Origin of the sequence: Paraburkholderia sartisoli, from assembly GCF_900107685.1 — a bacterium.
Classification (GTDB): Bacteria; Pseudomonadota; Gammaproteobacteria; order Burkholderiales; family Burkholderiaceae; genus Paraburkholderia; species Paraburkholderia sartisoli.
Genome location: NZ_FNRQ01000001.1, coordinates 1,105,880 through 1,123,166, shown reverse-complemented (window position 1 = coordinate 1,123,166; position 17,287 = coordinate 1,105,880). Strand labels below are relative to the sequence as shown.

Below are 17,287 nucleotides of genomic sequence, written 5' to 3'. Positions count from 1 at the left end.
CTTCTCCTCAACACTCGATCACGTTGACCGCAAGGCCACCGCGTGATGTTTCCTTGTACTTGGTCTTCATATCGGCACCCGTCTCGCGCATCGTCTTGATGACCTTGTCGAGCGACACGTAGTGCTTGCCGTTGCCGCGCAGCGCCATGCGGGCGGCATTGACGGCCTTCACTGCGCCCATCGCGTTGCGCTCGATGCAGGGAATCTGCACGAGGCCGCCCACGGGATCGCAGGTCATGCCCAGGTTGTGCTCCATGCCGATCTCGGCGGCGTTCTCGACCTGCTCCGGAGAGCCGCCCATCACGGCCGCCAAAGCCGCCGCAGCCATTGAACAGGCGACGCCCACTTCCCCCTGGCACCCGACCTCGGCACCCGAGATGGAGGCGTTTTCCTTGTACAGCAGGCCGATCGCAGCGGCGGTAAGCAGGAACGTGACCACGCCGTCGTCGCTCGAACCAGACACGAACTTCACGTAGTACTGCAGCACTGCCGGGATGATCCCGGCCGCGCCGTTGGTGGGCGCCGTAACGATGCGGCCACCCGCGGCGTTTTCCTCGTTCACCGCCATCGCATACAGATTGATCCAGTCGATCATCGACAGCGGGTCGCGCAGGCTTTCTTCCGACTGGGCTTTCAACTGCTGAAAGAGTTCGGCCGCACGACGCCTGACCTTCATCGGCCCGGGCAAATGGCCTTCCCTCGCGCAGCCGCGTGCGATCGCTGCCGACATCACGTCCCTGATCTTCAACAACCCTTGCCGCACCGCCTCAGGCGTACGCCAGGTTGTCTCGTTGCCCAGCATGAGTTCCGCGATGGACAGGCCGCTCTCGCCGCACATGCGCAACAGGTCCACGCCCGTCTTGAACGGATAGGGAACTTGCCTGGCACCTTCCTGACCGTTGAGGCGTTCCCCTGCATCGTCAACGACAAAGCCACCTCCAACGGAGTAATACGCCTGCTCGTCGAGCACCTTGCCGTCTTCATCAAACGCGGTGAACCGCATGCCATTGGAGTGAAGCGGCAGCACCTCGCGGCGCAGAAACACAATCTGCGACTTTTCCTCGAAGGCAATCCGGTGGACCCTGGCGACTTCGATTGTTTTCGTTGCGCGAATATGAGCCAGCCGGGTTTCCACGTAGTCGGGATCGATCGCGTCCGGCAGGTTTCCCTCTAGGCCGAGCAACACGGCCTTGTCGGTACCGTGTCCCTTGCCCGTGGCTCCGAGTGAACCATACAGGTCCGCCCGGATCGCGCTAACCCCGCCAAGCGTCCCGGCGTCGCGCATGCGGGTCGCGAACCGGCAAGCCGCGATCATCGGCCCGACAGTGTGCGAGCTCGATGGCCCAATGCCGATCTTGAAGAGGTCGAAAGTGCTGACGTTCATGGCGTTCTCTTTAGAGTCCGGCGTATACCGGCAAGCGCGCGCACAACCCCGCGACCTGTTTGCGGACCCGTTCCTCGACTTGTGCGTCGCCCAGGCTGTCCAGCACATCGCAAATGAGCGCGGCAGTCAGCGCCGCATCGGACTCGCTGAAACCGCGCGTCGTGATGGCAGGGGTACCAATACGGATACCGCTCGTCACGAACGGCGATTGCGGATCGTTTGGCACCGCGTTCTTGTTGACCGTGATGCGCGCACGGCCCAACGCCGCATCCGCGTCCTTGCCAGTCATGCCCTTCGCGACCAGGTCGACGAGAAACAGGTGATCGTCCGTGCCACCGGACACAACGTCGTAGCCGCGTTCGACGAACACCGTGACCATTGCCCGCGCGTTCGCGAGTGTCTGCTTCTGGTACTCAACAAAGTCGGGACCGAGCGCTTCCTTGAATGCGACCGCCTTCGCCGCAATGACGTGCATCAGCGGGCCGCCCTGAGTACCCGGAAAGACCATCGAATTGAGTTTTTTTTCGATCCCGGCGTTGGTCCTGGCCAGAATCAGACCACCACGTGGGCCACGCAGGGTCTTATGGGTGGTTGTCGTGACAATGTCCGCAAACGGCACCGGGTTCGGATAAACCCCCGCTGCGACGAGTCCGGCGACGTGCGCCATATCGACGAACAGGTATGCGCCGACGCGGTCCGCGATCTGGCGGAAGCGGGAGAAATCGAGCACCCGCGAGTAAGCCGAGAAACCCGCCACGATCATTTTGGGTTTGTGTTCGACGGCAAGGCGCTCGACTTCCTCGTAATCGATCAAGCCGGTCCGCGTATCGACACCATATTGAACCGCGTTGTACAGCTTGCCGGAAAACGACACCTTCGCACCGTGCGTGAGGTGGCCACCGTGCGCGAGACTCATACCGAGAATCGTGTCGCCGGGGGTAAGCAGCGCCAGATAGACCGCGGCGTTCGCCTGTGAGCCGCTGTGCGGCTGCACGTTCGCATAGTCGGCACCGAAGAGCTGCTTCGCACGCGCAATGGCCAGTGACTCGACCACGTCGACATGTTCGCAGCCACCGTAGTAGCGCTTGCCTGGATAGCCTTCCGCGTATTTGTTGGTGAGCACCGAACCCTGTGCTTCGAGCACCCGCGGACTGGTGTAGTTTTCCGATGCGATCAGTTCGATGTGATCTTCCTGGCGCTGGCGTTCAAGGCGCATCGCGTCGGACAGCTCCGGATCGAACCCGGCAATGGTCTGTTCTCTGGAAAACATTGAAACGTCTCCTGCAACATCTCGGGGTCCCCGCGGCCATCGTGGCCGCAGGGTCGTTCTAGTGAGACCGGTCAGGCCTTGATGATGTTGTGTTCCGGACCATACGCGAAGCCGGTGATGTTGGTCGCATCCTTCTCGCCAATCACCAGGATGTCATGCTCGCGGTAGCCGCCCGCGCCAGGCATGCCTTCCGGCAACATGATCATCGGTTCCATCGAAATCACCATGTTCGGCTCGAGCACGGTGTCGATGTCTTCGCGCAGTTCCAGCCCCGCTTCGCGGCCGTAGTAGTGCGACAGCACGCCGAACGAATGGCCGTAACCGAACGTGCGGTACTGCAGCAGGTCATACTCCGCATAGATCTTGTTGAGCTCATGGGCAATGTCGCTGCAGCGTGCGCCCGGCTTGATCAGCTTCAGACCCGCCTCATGCACTTCGACGTTGACCTTCCAGAGACGCAGGTGTTCGTCGGAGCAGTGATCGAAGAACATCGTGCGCTCGAGCGCCGTGTAGTAGCCCGCGATCATCGAGAAGCAGTTCAGACTCAGGATGTCGCCCTTCTGCACCTTGCGCGTCGTCACCGGATTGTGGGCGCCGTCTGTGTTGATGCCTGACTGGAACCACGTCCACGTGTCCATCAGCTCAGAATCCGGAAAGCGCCGCGCGATCTCGCGCACCATCGCCTGGGTCGACGCGAGCGCGACCTCGTGTTCGGGCACCCCCTCATGAACGGCTGCAGCGAGCGCCGCACCGCCGACGTCGCAGACATTCGCGCCGTGCGTGATGACAGCGATTTCCTCGGCCGACTTGATCATGCGCATGCGCATTGTCTGCGCGCTGATGTCGACGAATTCCACCGACGGCAGCGCTGCCTTGAGCTTCTCCAGCACATCCACGGGGACATGATCGAACTCGATGCCGACACGCCCCTTGTTGTCGATTTCCTGCTGCACGCCACGGAAGAAGTTGTCGCGCTGCCAGTCGGTATAGACCACGTTGTAGTCGCCGACCGTGCGGCGCCACGGCTGGCCACCGTCGATGTTCGCCGAGATCGACACGGCCTTTTTCTGCGTGACCACGAACCCGTACTTGCGGCCAAACGAGCAGTACAGGAAGTCCGCGTAGTAGTTGATGTTGTGATACGACGTGAACAGCACGGCGTCGATGTTCTCGCGCGCCATCAGTTCACGCAGCTTGCCCTGGCGGTTGGCGTACTCGGCGTCCGAGAAGGTGTGCTTCACCTTTTCGCCGTTTTCGATCCGGATCAGGTTCTCCAGTTTCATGCGCTCGCTCCTTGATGAAAAAGTTCGGGTGGGTGTGAGCGAATGGTAGGAGTTTGGCGATTTCTAAAATTTCCCGATCCGACGTAACACTTTCTGATTTAGACATCGAGGGTATACACCGGCGAGCGCATTCACCGGCGCGCGGCGTCGGTGAATGCGCTCTCGAATAGCGGGTGGCGAGGTGTTCGCGGCCCGTGGACAAAGCGCTTCCAGCGAACCGGGCCTGTCTGGCGGGTTCTAAAGCGCGTTCTGGTAACGCCGACGATCGGCGAGCGGCGAGATCTGGAACTGTGCCTTGTAGCGCGTGGCAAAGTGCGTCATCGACGTGAAGCCGGTTCGCGCGCACACCTCTTCCAGTGGCAGGGACGTGCGGTACAGCAACTGACGCGCGCGCAACAGGCGGATCTCCAGATACGCCTGCGCGGGCGTCTTGCTTAGCCGCTCATGAAACCAGCGTTCGAGTTGTCGCTGCGATACGTGAAGATACGATGCGATCTCCGCGATCGCGAGCGTTTCCTCGACGTTGCTTTCCATGATCTGTAGCGCTTCGTCGAGTTTCGCGTGTTCCGCGCCCATGTACTGGCGTAGCGACGTGCGCTGACGCTGCTCGTGACTGCGTCGTTCCGCGACGAGCAATTCGAGCACGCGCGCCGCAAGCGACCGGCTGCCCGGCGGCATGCCGAGCAGATGAACCATCAGGTCCAGCGGTGCAACGCCACCACTACAGGTGTAGCGGTCACGATCCACCTCATACAGGCGATTCGACACTGTCAACTGGGGAAACTGCTCCATCAGCACGTCCCGATCTTCCCAGTGAATCGTGCATCGGTAACCGTTCAGCAGACCGGCGCGCGCGAGAAAGTAGCTGCCGGTGTCGAGCCCTGCGAGTGCCGTTCCGTTGCGGGCATGCAGTCGCAGCCAGTCGAGTACCGCCCCGATGCCCTTGCGCGGAATCGGATTGGGTCCCACGACGAACACCACATCGAACGAACCGCTATCGGCCATCGTCGCATCGGGCAGCACACGGATGCCATCGCTCGACTGGGCGTAATCAGCACCGGTCGAAACCAGTTGATAGTCATAGACGCGCCGCCCGACGATCATGTTCGCGATCCGCAGCGGATCGACAGCAGCCGCCAGCGCAATCAGCGAGAAGTTATCGAGCAGCAGAAACCCGTATCTGGTAACACGCAGATCGTGCAGTCCGTCCGGTCTCCGGTCTTCGGGCTTGATAGGGTTCGTTGGCATAAGTGGGCATCTGGCGGGCCATGATCCAGTGAGTTTGCTGGAAACCCCGCCATCATATCTGCCCTTGGCGTTGCGTCATTTTTTGACCGGCGGACGGGCGCTTTCCGCCAGCGGCGGGAACGCCCAGTCTGCAGGGACGCCTGGCCTGGCTCGCCGCGCGAACCCTGTCCAGGCTACCGGAATTCCCGCCTCACACGGCAAGCATTCACGCTTAACCCGGTTTTCCGTTCCACTGCACCTTAATTCCCAATACGAAAGGCCGCGAGGATATCGCGGCCTTTCATATTGCAGGGTTCATCGGACGTACCGATTTCGCCGGACGCTCAACGCGATTCGATCGAACCCGGACTCGCCGGATACGTGACGATGCCCCACGCGAGCGGCAGGTCGGGAATCTGCTTGACCGTCTGATAGGTCGAAGCGTCCAGCACGTACACCGCGTTCGAACGCCCACACGCGAGCAGCACCTTCGAGCCATCGGGCGTGAAGCTGAAGTGCCAGCAACGTTGGCCCACGGGCGCGTCGCTGACGTGCTCGTACGTCTTCGCATCGAACACCTGCAGCGTCTTGTCGCGCGAAGCCGCCACCAGCAGATGTTTTCCCGACGGATCGAAGCCGACGCCGTAAGGGCCGAGTTTCGTATCGACGGTCTTCACGGTCTTCATGCTGGCGCCGTCGAGCACGACGAACTTGTTGGTGTTCTCGAGCGTGACGACATACTGCTTCCCATCCGGCGAAGCGCGGATGCCGCGCGGCCGCGAGCCTTTGGGCATCTTCACGGTCCGCACCGGCGTACCGCTGCCGACGCGATACACCGAAACGGTGTCGTCACCTTCGTTTGTGACGAGCAGCAGCTTGCCGTCCCGCGAAAACTCGACGCCTTCCGTTTCATGACCGCTCTTCACCGAGTGCACCACTTTCATCGTCTTCAGGTCGACGATCGCGATTTCGGCGGGCGGCGAGTTCGCATCGTCGTCGTCCTTGCCGCCCTGTGCGTGCTGCTCGCCTCCGCCCGATGCACCCGCTGCACCCGATGCTCCCGCGGCACCCGGCACGCCTGGCGGCGGTCCGCTTTCGCCCGGCTCATACGTCACATACGCGAAGCCGCGATGCACGCGCACGAACTCCGGGTTCTTGCCGATCTTCGCGCGCCGCTCGACCTTGCCGGTCGCGGTGTCGATCTCCACGAGATCGTCCGTCTTCTTGTTCGCGACCAGCAGATGTTTGCCGTCCGCGGTCAGGCTGAGCCCGCGTGGACCGTCGTCGCCGAGCGAGATGGTGTTCGAGAGCGTCATCTGGTCGAGATCGATGACACCGACGCCAGCGGTCTCGCTCGTCACGTACGCGAGAGGGGTCGCCGCCCGCGCGATGCCCGCGCCCGATGCGATCACCCCAAACGCGGATAAAAACGCGAGATGTGCCGCTGTTTTTTTGAAATGCATGATTGTCTCCGGCATTCTGTTGACATGCGGTCCTCGGGACGTGCGGTCCCCGGGGTTTGTCTGATTTGAAGCCCGATCCTCAAGTTAGCCCATCCGCCCTTTGTCTGGCAATGCGACGGGGCGGGAGAATTTCCCGAATTCCGCGCGGCCGCGACGCTGGCGAAGCCAGATGACACGCTCCCGGGCATGGGCCGTTATTTCTGTTTCTGTTCCTGCGCCACCAGATCGACCAGCGCGTCCACGCCGCGCCGCCACGACAGGTCGGTATTGCCGCGAATGTCGACGGAGCGCTGGAAGACCGTCGCGCCGGTCGCCACGTCTTCGATACGCAGGTTGATGTTGAGGATCAGGTTGCTGATCTTCTGCACCCAGCACAGGCCGACGCGCCCGGCGTTCAGCCGGCGCCCCACTTCGCGCTCGCAGCCGTTGCACGCGTTGAGGTCCTGCATGGACTGCAACGACGCGATCATCGCGGCGGCGGGCGCGTTGTCCGCGACGCGGTAGAGGCCGCGTTCGCGCAACGCGTTGCGCAACTGGTCGCTGATCATCGTGACGCGCAACTGCTGGACGCGGGTCACGTCGGCGTCGTTGTAGGCGGCGTTGTCGTCGATCAGCGTGCAGTCCGGGACCGCGATCGTCGAGGGCGTGCCGGCGGGCTGCGCGAGCGTTTCGGCAGGCAGCGCGGCCGCGCAGGCGCACATCAACGCGACGACGACGTGTGCTTTCCAGACGAGGCGCGGTGTTCCAGGCAGGCGGGTCAAGATGGCGCATCTCCTCGATGACGGCATATACGGCGATATACCCACCACGCAAAAAGCGTGCAATGAAGCAGGAATGGAACAGTCCCCCGAATGCCTGCCCCCGTTCGCTGCGCCGCACGATGCGTCCGGTACGCGTGATGCAGGCGTGCGGCGCCCGGTGGCCACCGACGTGACATGGCACGCCCCGCGCGCTATTGCCACAGGCGTACCGCCCGCATATTCCCCAACAAAATCAGCCACCTGTCGCCACGCGCCGAAACAATTTCGACGATTTTTCACGCCCCGGCGATGAAATCCGCCCGCGCGCGTCGCATACTGGGTCACGGGCATCCTGAACGCCCTGTCCGGCTCCCTCGAAACACGACGCGGCAAGTCGTATCCCGGCAGGACGCGTGACACCTTGTCCGCCCGTTGTCGCCCGGTGCGACACGCTGCCCTCGGGCTGCAAACCTGATCAAGCGGGACGAACATGAAAATCGCAGAACCACACCCGACCTTCGTCGCGCCGCCCGAGCGGCAGCCGTCGCATCGCTTCGCACTTTTCAATCTGGGCTTCCGGCCGCTCTACCTTGGCGGCGCCGCATGCGCCACGGTGGCGCTCACGCTATGGCTGCTGGTGCTAAGCGGCGTGCCGCTGTCCGGTGGCTATCTGATGAAGCTCAATCCGGTCGCGTGGCACGCGCACGAGATGGTGTTCGGCTTCGCCGCCGCGGTCATCGCGGGTTTTCTGCTGACGGCCGTGCGCGCGTGGACCGGCATGATGACCGCCCGCGGGCTCACGCTCGCGCTGGTCGTCGCCACGTGGCTCGTGGCGCGCGTGCTGGTATGGAGCGGGCCGGCCGTGCCCGCGGCCGTGATCGACAGCCTGTTCCTGCCGGCCGTCGCGCTGTTGCTGCTGCGCACGCTGCATCGCGCGGGCAACCGGCGCAACTATTTTCTCGTGCCCGTGCTGCTGCTTTTCGGGCTGCTGAACGCGCTCTTTCACTACTTCATGCTCTCCGGCGAAGCGGATTTCGCGCTGCGCTGCGTGATGGCGTCCGTGGGCATTATCGTGCTGCTCGTGAGCGTGATCACCGGACGCGTCGTGCCGATGTTCACCACCAACGCCATTCCAGGTTTCGTGTCGCGCCGCTGGCGGCCGGTCGAACTCGCGGTGCCGCCCGTCACGCTGCTGGCGCTGCTCGCGGACGCGGCGCAAGCGGGCCCGTTCGTCGTCGCCCCGCTCGCGGCGCTTGCGTGCGCGATACATGTCGCGCGGCTGGTTGCGTGGCGCTCGTACGCGGTGCGCCGCCCGCCGATCCTTCTGATCCTGCATCTCGCGTATGCGTGGATTCCGGTCGGCTTCGCGCTGCTCGTGCTGAGCGCATTCGGCGACGTGCCGCATACACTCGCCATGCACGCGTTCACGGCGGGTGTCATCGGCGGCGCGATCATCTCGATGATCACGCGCACTGCACGCGGACACACCGGCAAGCCGCTCACCGCCGACCGCCGCGATATCGCGAGCTATACGCTCGTCATGGCGGGCTCCGCGCTGCGGGTATTCGGACCGCTCGTCGCACCGCGGTTCTTCCTGTTCTGGATCACGGCGGCCGGGCTTTGCTGGATCGTGGGCTTTGGCCTCTATGTCATTGCGTATGCGCTGCCGCTGTGTCGGCCGCGTCAGGACGGCAAGCCCGGTTGAGCGCGGCCTGTTTCGCCTCAGCATTACACGTTGCCTTCAGCGCGCCGCACGAACGAACGTCAGGCGATGAACGGTTACGCCGGGTGGGAATGGCGTCGCCCCGCACTCATGTATCCACGCGCGATCACAGAAACCCGGAGACCGAACCGCCCCCCGAAAGTTGGACAACCGCTCATTCTCTTTGAGGGGTTTTTAATGACGAAATGCACAGTGGAGTTTCGCCAGCAATTGGCCGGGGAATATCTGGCGAGGAGAACAGGAATGGAAGCATTAGCGGCGCGCCATAGGGTACGGTCGCGCCGGCGCCTGTGACCTGGTCGTCGAGAATGATGGACAAGTCGGAAGACGGCGGAGGGACGGAGTGAACCGCTTGTTGTGAGAGCGGTTTCGGCCATGAACGGTCCTTCGACATTCCCGCTCAGATCGTCGACAATCCCCTTCACGGAACTCGCGGATGAGAGGTAAGAGTGAATCGATTGGGACGTGACGAGCCGCTGCCATCACAGATGCAGGGTCGCTGGATAGGTGCGGACGATCCGCTTTCTGAGCTAGTTGTGAATGGGGGCGAGATTATTTGTTTCGGAACGGTTGTGAACTATGACCACAAGATCATAGTGGCGGAGGACGGGGCCTTGGCCGTCAGCCTCGGCGTTGATGAGGATTTCCGTCTAGACGACTTTCAGCGGGAAAATATCACTGGCCTCGTCATGACGCCCGAAGGCCGGTTCCTTGTATATAACGTGAAGTTCGGGCTGGAATTTGTGAGTCCGATCCCTTGATTCGCAAACGTCCCCGGCGCGTCACTTCAAGGCGGGGACGGCTCTCTAATCGGGCACCGGTCGGCCAAAGTCGGCCAGTGGCGTGACAGTCCACGCGGACGTTTGAGTGTCTCCAAGCCTTGGCCAAGTCGCCACTCATGATCGGGCCGCAAACGTTAAGCATTGACCATCGTCGCTAACAGTCCAATGCCATTTCGCTGAATGCCGTTGAAAATTTAACTAACAATAGTATTCAACACGGCAGACCTGCAAACGGGCAGGCAATCAGCCGATCTTGCCTGAAGCTGGACAGAGTGCAATCGAATCTATAGCATGCAGTTCGAGAATTGTAGTATTTGCATGTCACCTCGTAGTAGATAATTTTTCATATTATAGGCTGATGTTCTAGCGTAATTTCAATTCTATCCTGCTTGACCTGGATGTATCTAAGAAAAAGGAAAAGACGATGGTGACCAAGAAGACTGCTGGAAGAAAGGTTGCGAAGAAAAAAATCCGTTCCATTGCCATTACAGAGAAGATCGTCTCCCAGCCTGCTAAATATCCTCGGAATGCCGTCGATAGATCGTTGCGGATACCAAAGGCAATTCTAGAGCAGAACGCAGGAAAACCTTGTTCGGTCAAGGAGTCAGCAGCATTTTTAGGTGTCGGAGCTGCAGGCACTTATCAAGTCGAGGTAAGTTCAGGCATAAAATATGGCTTCCTTGAACGACCGAGTCCGGGTTTAATTGCCGTAGCGGAACGCGCAAAGCGAGTATTACGCCCGCAGGATCCCCAGGATAAGCTGGAAGGCTTAAGGGAGGCAGTACTAAATGCTCCCGTGATATCTGATGTTTACGGGCATTATCGCGGGGAGAATCTTCCGGATAGTCAATTTTTTCACAATGCCCTCACCGACACGTTTGGTGTTCCCGTGGATAAGGTTGTCGAATTTCAGGATATTTTTATTGAATCTCTAAGAGCGGCTGAGCTCTTGATCGAAACGGATGGTAAGCTGAGGATAATTGACGTCTCCCAAGGCTCTAACATTTCGGGTGCGCAATCACCTACTCTTAAGAAATTAGAGAAGGCGGTAAAGGTTGATGCTAGCGACTCGTGTTTCGTTATGATGCCCTTCGCACCCCCGCTCGGAGATTATTATGCAAAAATATATAAGCCGGCCATTGAAAAGGCTGGCTTACGCCCAGTCAGAGCAGACGCAGAAATATTTGGAACCGGAAAGATAATTGACCAAATATGGGCGGGCATAAACTCCGCAAAGGTACTCGTCGCTGAACTAACCGCTAGAAATCCTAACGTATTCTACGAATTAGGGTTGGCGCATGCGCTGGAAAAGCCGGTCGTCCTTGTATCGTCAAACGAGGCTGATATACCATTTGATCTAAAGCATATTCGAGTTATCTACTATGATATGGCCGATCCGTTTTGGGGTGGAAAGCTTCTCGATAAGGTCGCTGAAAATATTCTTTCCGCAATCGAACATCCTGAAGAGGCAGTATTAAAAAGGACATTGTAAAATCTGGATTTTTACTGCAAAGGGCAGTTGCATTCATCCCTTGGCCCTGATGGCGGTCGTCCAAAGTTCTGTACCTTTTTCTGCGGACAGCAACGTCCCCTAATGGGACGCTAGCTGTCTCTAGTTATTTGTAATATCGAACGTCTGAGATGGGTCTGAGCCGATTGTCGCCAGGCTCTGTCCGGCCCGCTACGGTCAATCGACAGGGAGGCCTGGATCGTCGACAATCGGACCGACCGTGCGCTGTCGATGCCATTGGCCTTCGACCTGCATGAATACCCCGATTCGATCGGGTTTCCCCGTCATTGATCGCTGAAAATCACCCGATTGCAACTGAAGGAAAATAACGCATGGCGAATGATGATCGCACCACGATAATTTCGAGGAGAACGCCGGAATCGGCGGCCATGTCGGCCAACGTCAAACGGGCGATGGCGATCACCGCGGATCTCAACCGGTTGACCTTCAACGATGCGGATGAAGTCCGGGCCTTGTTCAGTGATCTCATCGGCAAGAAGGTGGACGACAGCTTTGTATTGATACCACCGTTCTATACAACCGGCGGAGTCGACATCCGTGTCGGGCGCAATGTCTTCGTCAATCAGAATTGCACTTTCTATGACCTTGGCGGGCTCGACATTGCCGACGATGTGATGATCGGGCCGAACGTGAACATCATCACGTCCAGCCATCCGGTTGAACCTTCCCAGCGGCGCAACGGCGTAATCGCAAAGCCCATCGTGATTGAGAGAAACGTCTGGATCGCAGCCGGCGCGACCATTATTGGCGGCGTGACAATAGGCGAGAACTCGGTAGTCGCGGCAGGATCGGTCGTCACCAGGGACGTTCCCCCGAATACGCTTGTCGGTGGAAATCCAGCGAGGGTCATTCGTTCGATAGCTGATTAGGCGGGTCGAGTCGGAGCTCACGCATCCGGTGAAGTGCGGCCATCAAGGGACACCCATCCGGACGATCCAGGCAATGTCCAAACCACCGCTGTATCCGGCGAACCGGCCATTCCGATGATGCGATCAACCAGGCTCATCCACCCGCATTCCCAGGTTTGCCGAACCATCGCGCTAAAGCTTCGCAAACATCCTCATCGCGAGGGGCGGTTTCAGTTGCCCACGCGACGAACCCGTCAGGACGCAGTAGTACTGCGCGCAATCCCAGCCGTTCCTCGACGTCGCCTGCCAGATAGGTGACCTGCTCTCGCCAGCGGCTCGCAAGCGCCTGAAGCGATGCGGTCGCGTCAAACTCCAGGAGCAGGCCTTTTCCTTCGCGCAGAAGGTTGCCGACCGTTGTTCCGCCGACCAGCTTGAAATCAGGCGCGCTGCGGCCTGCCAGAGGATGACTGCCGCCAAGGTCGTAGCGGAGCGAAATCCCCCACACGCGCCCGGCAAAGTATGTCGCGCCATCGCGGGTCTCGATGAGATCGCGGATGATGGCTGCAACCGCGCGCGTGCTTCGGGTGGGTCGCATGAGTGCCACCTGCGCGCGCGACCAGTCGAGAATGTCCTCCCCCACCGGATGCCGTTCCCGCTGATAACTGTCGAGGAGATCGGTCGGTGCGTCGCCGCGAATCGTGGCTGCCAGCTTCCAGCCCAGGTTCATCGCGTCTCCCAGGCCGAGATTAAGCCCCTGACCGCCCAGGGGAGAGTGGATGTGTGCAGCATCGCCCGCAAGCAGCACGGGTCCTTTGCGATACGTTGTTGCCTGAAAAGCTCGATCCGTCCAGGTGGTGGCGAGTTCGAGTTTTCTCAGGGTGATGTCTTTGCCAGACACGCGGCGCAAGACCGCCTGCACATGCTCCAGCGTGACTGGCTGGATCCGGTGAAAGGCGCCGCCGTCGAAATCGACCATCGCGATCGTGCCGGGCGGCGCATAGGTGTACATGCCAGTCGGTGTGTAATGCCGGCCGGGCGGGAGCACCTCCGGGTCGGCCATCTCGACTTCGACCGAATAGCCCGTGAATTCGGGATCGGTGCCGACGAAATTAAAGGCGCCTGCCTTCCGGATTGCACTGCGGCCCCCATCGCAGCCGACGAGCCAGCGTCCACGAAAAGTTTCCGCGCCAGCGTGAACGGTCACGCCTCCATCTGATGTCTGAAATTCGCCGGCACTGAAGCCACGCAGAATCTTCGCTCCCGTCGCGCAGGCCCGGCGCGCCAGCACGGTTTCGAGTGTCTCAAGTGCGACTGCCATGCTGGTGCCGGCTGGGCCAGGCACGCGAAACGGCCACTTCGCGCTGTCGATGTCGTCGTGATAGAACTGAATGCCTGCGAAGTGGCCGGCAGGCCGGCGCGGCTGCTGCATCCAGTGCGTGGTCGTAGCAGTCTTGCCTGCGGCATCGCTCGCATGCTGCGCCGCGACTACTTCGTCTAGCAACCCACGACGGTAAAAGGCTTCAAGTGTGGGCGCCGAAAGGCCGCGCATTCCAGACGGCAGGCGCTTCAGCGAAGAGTGTGGGTGGTCGGCTTGCTCAAGCACCAGGACCGAGAGGTCAAACAGGCGTAGCTCGCAGGCGAGAAACAGGCCGACGGGGCCGGCTCCAGCAATGATGACGTCGAAAATATCCTGATGATGCTCATGCATGAGGTGCTCCTTGTCGATGTCCGACCGGAGCGTTCCTCATTCGGGAGCCACACGGACGAACGTTTAGACGCTTGAATAGCGTCAAATATTCGTCGTGGGGATCTCGTGCGCGAGGCCAAAGACCAGAGCTTTCGTTACCGAAAGGACTTGGGCTTACCAAACCAAGTCTGCCTTTTCCGACGCGGCTTTATAACATGGCAGCGATGTGCCGGCAACAATCGGCGGCGCTCGAAGCCTGGGCGATAAAGCTTCTGACCCGCTCGCCGCAGTTGTCCTTCGATTGTTCGGAAAATCCATCCTGTCAATTCGTTCTGAGCCGCTTTATCGCAGGCGTTCAGACGTCTAGATTTACACGGTCGCTGACAGATGGTTCGAACAACCGTCGATCAGTTTCCACAGTACAACATCTCTCCAAGGCAACAATCATGAGCAAGCTCACAGGTAAAGTCGCCATCGTCACGGGCGCATCAAAGGGTATCGGATCCGCAATCGCGGTGGCCCTAGCGGCAGAAGGTGCATCGGTGGTAGTCAACTATGCCAGCAGCAAGGCAGGCGCCGATGCCGTCGTTGCAACGATTACCGCAGCCAACGGCAAGGCCGTCGCCGTAGGCGGTGATGTCTCAAAGGCGGCGGAAGCACAAGGCATCGTCGATGCGGCCATCGAAACGTATGGTCGCCTCGACATTCTCGTCAACAATTCGGGAATCTATGAATTCTCACCGATCGAAGAGATCACGGAAGAGCATTTCCACAAACAGTTCAATACCAATGTACTCGGTGTGCTGCTCACCACGAAGGCCGCTGCGCGCCACCTGGGCGAGGGGGCGAGTATTGTCAATGTGAGTTCGGTAGTCACCACCATTTCGCCTCCGGCAAGCGCCGTTTATAGCGGCACAAAAGGCGCGGTCGATGCGATCACCGGCGTGCTTGCGCGTGAACTCGGTCCGAGGAAAATCCGGGTGAATTCAATCAACCCCGGCGTCGTGGTAACCGAGGGCACCCACAGCGCGGGGATTATTGGTTCTGACCTTGATGCATGGGCGCTCAGCCAGACTCCTCTCGGCCGACTGGGCCAGCCGGATGACATCGCGTCGATTGCAGTGTTTCTCGCATCTGACGACGCGCGCTGGATGACAGGCGAACACGTCGTCGCGAGTGGCGGGATGCGGTGATCCGACGACGATCCGGACCTGCCGTGGCTCCCTCGAGCCTTGCATACTGAATAAGTGTGCGGGCCCTGGGGGAAGCCGGACTTGAGAATCGCTATTCCTGACGCGACATTAAAGATCTGTGCGAAAGGCCGTTGCGGCGAAATATCCATGCGAAAACAGCGTGATGATATGGACGCAAACCCGCCTGGAAAACGGAGGCGTGGATCACGTTGATCGCCGTATGGCTGGGTATGATCGCGCCAGGAACCTGACGGTTTCGCGTCGCACCCTGGAGGCCCCGAAAACCTTGACCATTGAAGACGGGAGTTGGCATTCGTGCCAGTGGTACGGTTTCGGATGTCGACTTCCGGATTCGGCCACCTAGCGAAGTCCAAGACGCTGAATCGAACGTCCGAATCGCAGCCCAAATTGGTCATCCAGATTCGGTGCTGAGGTGGACCGGCAGAGCATCGGCGGTTGGACCCATCGTCCTTACGCTCTTGATCGCGGTTCGTGAAAGGCCGCGCAAGCCCGTTTCCTCCTCGAGGCTGCTGGCGAGGAGGACCGGGAGAGAGACGGGACGCAACGCCGAGCCGCATAGTATGTGACGCAATTCGGGCTACGCGGAGTACGTCGCGCGCTCCTTTGAGGCCCTTGCGACGTCGGGGTCCTCAACCGTTTCAACCATCGCGATGTGTTCATCGAGGTAGTCCTGCGGGAGGCCATGTTCCTGGGCGCCAGCCAAGACATGATCCTTGTACCAACTGTAAGGCCGGAGGCTTTCGTCGATGGCGTCGTTCGAGGCGATATATGTCAGGACCTTCCGCCTGCGGCCCTTGTCATTGACGACCGTCACTATGGCGGCGTCATATCCCTTACCGGTACCCTCAGCAGCGTCGAGCTTTCTACGTTCTGATGGATCAAAACAGAAAAGAACACCGACCACAGCGCTCTCATTGTCATCCGTCGCGAACGCGTTGCACTTCCCCGAACCGTCCTTGCTACGCTTGTGAAACCGCAGTTCATGCCCAGGGAGGGTGGCGACCCCCAGCGGCTTGGCGCTCGGAATTCGTTGCCGCAGCCGCGCGGTCGCCATGTTCGACCCATAAGCGAAATATTCGGTGGGCTCCGGTGGCCCGGTCTCTGCGTCTTGTAATGCTTCGACCGCCGGATCGCCTGGCTTCCGGATGGCACGCAACGGCACGGTCATGATGCTGTGGTCATGGGTCTCCTTGCCTTCGCGGGTTATGAGTGGCCGCCCGTTCTCGGCATCAAGGATTGGAACAGGTCTGCCGGCCCATCCGCAGTCGGCGCATCGCGGTCGTTCCCAGACCACGCCCGGCGCCGCAGTGTTTTCGCCCTTTTCGGGCACAAGATCGGGCGATCCGCAATTCGGACAAGCCTCCGGCACGCCGCGTAGCTCACGAAGGATCAGGGAGGTGGCCATACCGATGGCATGCTGAATCAACGTGTGCGCCAAGTCGGCATCGAGCCAGGTGGCTGATTTTGCATGTGTCAGCCAATTGGAGAACGTCCAAGCGCTATCGAGCGCACCTTTCAATGCACCGCGCCGCTCCCGATTGCTGTTGCCGGGCACGAGAGCGTTGCAGATGATTTCCGACCACTCGCGGAAATTGGCGCGCTGAGGTGGCGTTTCCGTCCAGACCGCGGCGTCCTGGGCGACGCCGATCAACTCAAGCAAAGTCTCTCGGCAACGAACACCAACCGCCTGGTAGTCCGCGAGATTGTGGGCGTGGCTGACTGCATCGCCGGCCTCTTCCATCTTTTCGAAGACTGGCCCGAACGGAAGGAGGCGCATATCGTCGCGTTGGTCCTGCTCGGTGCGGGGGATACGCAGAATCAGACCGATGTGGAAGGTCAGCGCCAGGTCCATATTAGGGAACTGTTGCTGGGAATAGAGGTTGGTGCCGCCAGTGATGACCCACCATCGGTCTTTGTTGGTGTGTATGTCCCACACGTCGTGGCACGTGTTCAGCACCGATTCGGAGTAGACCTTTTGCATGAAGGTTACTTCTAGGTCGGGGGCTTGCCATTCGAAGTATTCCCGAATGGACTCGATTTCCTCTTCGCTGGCCTTCAGCATCCTGGCTCCCATTTGAGGCGGGCGGCCTCAAGCAACAATTTCGTTCGTGGCCACTATAACTCTGCGCAAACAA

General features: G+C 60.2%; 13 protein-coding genes. 5 read left to right on the top strand and 8 right to left on the bottom strand.

What is annotated here, in order from left to right; genetic code table 11:
* Positions 1-7 precede the first annotated feature (7 nt).
* From BLV45_RS05120 to BLV45_RS05095, 6 genes are all read right to left on the bottom strand, one after another.
* The gene (locus BLV45_RS05120) at positions 8-1,384 is read right to left on the bottom strand and encodes an L-serine ammonia-lyase (protein ID WP_090529794.1); all 1,377 of its coding nucleotides are present in this window, start codon (positions 1,382-1,384) and stop codon (positions 8-10) included.
* Positions 1,385-1,394: 10 nt separating this feature from the next.
* Entirely contained in the window at positions 1,395-2,654 is a 1,260-nt protein-coding gene (gene glyA / locus BLV45_RS05115; protein ID WP_090529792.1) for a serine hydroxymethyltransferase, read from the bottom strand.
* A 71-nt stretch (positions 2,655-2,725) separates the two neighbouring features.
* On the bottom strand, positions 2,726-3,937 hold the full coding sequence (locus tag BLV45_RS05110; protein WP_090529789.1) for a M24 family metallopeptidase: 1,212 nt from the start codon (positions 3,935-3,937) through the stop codon (positions 2,726-2,728).
* 237 nt (positions 3,938-4,174) lie between these two features.
* The gene (locus tag BLV45_RS05105) at positions 4,175-5,185 is read right to left on the bottom strand and encodes a GlxA family transcriptional regulator (protein ID WP_090529786.1); all 1,011 of its coding nucleotides are present in this window, start codon (positions 5,183-5,185) and stop codon (positions 4,175-4,177) included.
* Positions 5,186-5,508: 323 nt separating this feature from the next.
* Positions 5,509-6,627 (bottom strand): beta-propeller fold lactonase family protein, encoded by a 1,119-nt coding sequence (locus tag BLV45_RS05100; RefSeq protein WP_245753115.1) that lies wholly within the window; start codon positions 6,625-6,627, stop codon positions 5,509-5,511.
* A 194-nt stretch (positions 6,628-6,821) separates the two neighbouring features.
* Positions 6,822-7,388, bottom strand: a complete 567-nt coding sequence (locus BLV45_RS05095) for a DUF3280 domain-containing protein (protein WP_245753114.1) — start codon at positions 7,386-7,388, stop codon at positions 6,822-6,824.
* A gap of 469 nt (positions 7,389-7,857) precedes the next feature.
* On the opposite strand from BLV45_RS05095, the gene BLV45_RS05090 reads away from it, so the two are divergent.
* The 4 genes from BLV45_RS05090 to BLV45_RS05075 all read left to right on the top strand — a co-directional run bounded on the left by BLV45_RS05090 (position 7,858) and on the right by BLV45_RS05075 (position 12,272).
* Positions 7,858-9,072, top strand: a complete 1,215-nt coding sequence (locus tag BLV45_RS05090) for an NnrS family protein (RefSeq protein ID WP_090529779.1) — start codon at positions 7,858-7,860, stop codon at positions 9,070-9,072.
* 467 nt (positions 9,073-9,539) lie between these two features.
* A complete protein-coding gene (locus tag BLV45_RS05085; protein ID WP_218133530.1) occupies positions 9,540-9,851 on the top strand; it encodes a hypothetical protein in 312 nt (103 codons plus the stop codon).
* 445 nt (positions 9,852-10,296) lie between these two features.
* A complete protein-coding gene (locus BLV45_RS05080) occupies positions 10,297-11,364 on the top strand; it encodes a nucleoside 2-deoxyribosyltransferase (protein ID WP_218133529.1) in 1,068 nt (355 codons plus the stop codon).
* Between the two features lie 350 nt (positions 11,365-11,714).
* Positions 11,715-12,272, top strand: coding sequence for a sugar O-acetyltransferase (locus BLV45_RS05075; RefSeq protein WP_090529773.1), 558 nt, complete (start codon positions 11,715-11,717; stop codon positions 12,270-12,272).
* Between the two features lie 133 nt (positions 12,273-12,405).
* Here the strand turns inward: BLV45_RS05075 and BLV45_RS05070 are convergent, their stop codons facing one another.
* Positions 12,406-13,959 (bottom strand): FAD-dependent monooxygenase, encoded by a 1,554-nt coding sequence (locus tag BLV45_RS05070; protein ID WP_090529769.1) that lies wholly within the window; start codon positions 13,957-13,959, stop codon positions 12,406-12,408.
* A gap of 425 nt (positions 13,960-14,384) precedes the next feature.
* Here BLV45_RS05070 and BLV45_RS05065 point away from each other — a divergent pair, with 425 nt between their 5' ends.
* Complete coding sequence (locus BLV45_RS05065; protein WP_090529766.1) at positions 14,385-15,131, top strand: glucose 1-dehydrogenase; 747 nt, start codon at positions 14,385-14,387, stop codon at positions 15,129-15,131.
* 598 nt (positions 15,132-15,729) lie between these two features.
* Here the strand turns inward: BLV45_RS05065 and BLV45_RS05060 are convergent.
* The gene (locus BLV45_RS05060; protein WP_090531141.1) at positions 15,730-17,214 is read right to left on the bottom strand and encodes a gamma-glutamylcyclotransferase family protein; all 1,485 of its coding nucleotides are present in this window, start codon (positions 17,212-17,214) and stop codon (positions 15,730-15,732) included.
* Positions 17,215-17,287: the final 73 nt, after the last annotated feature.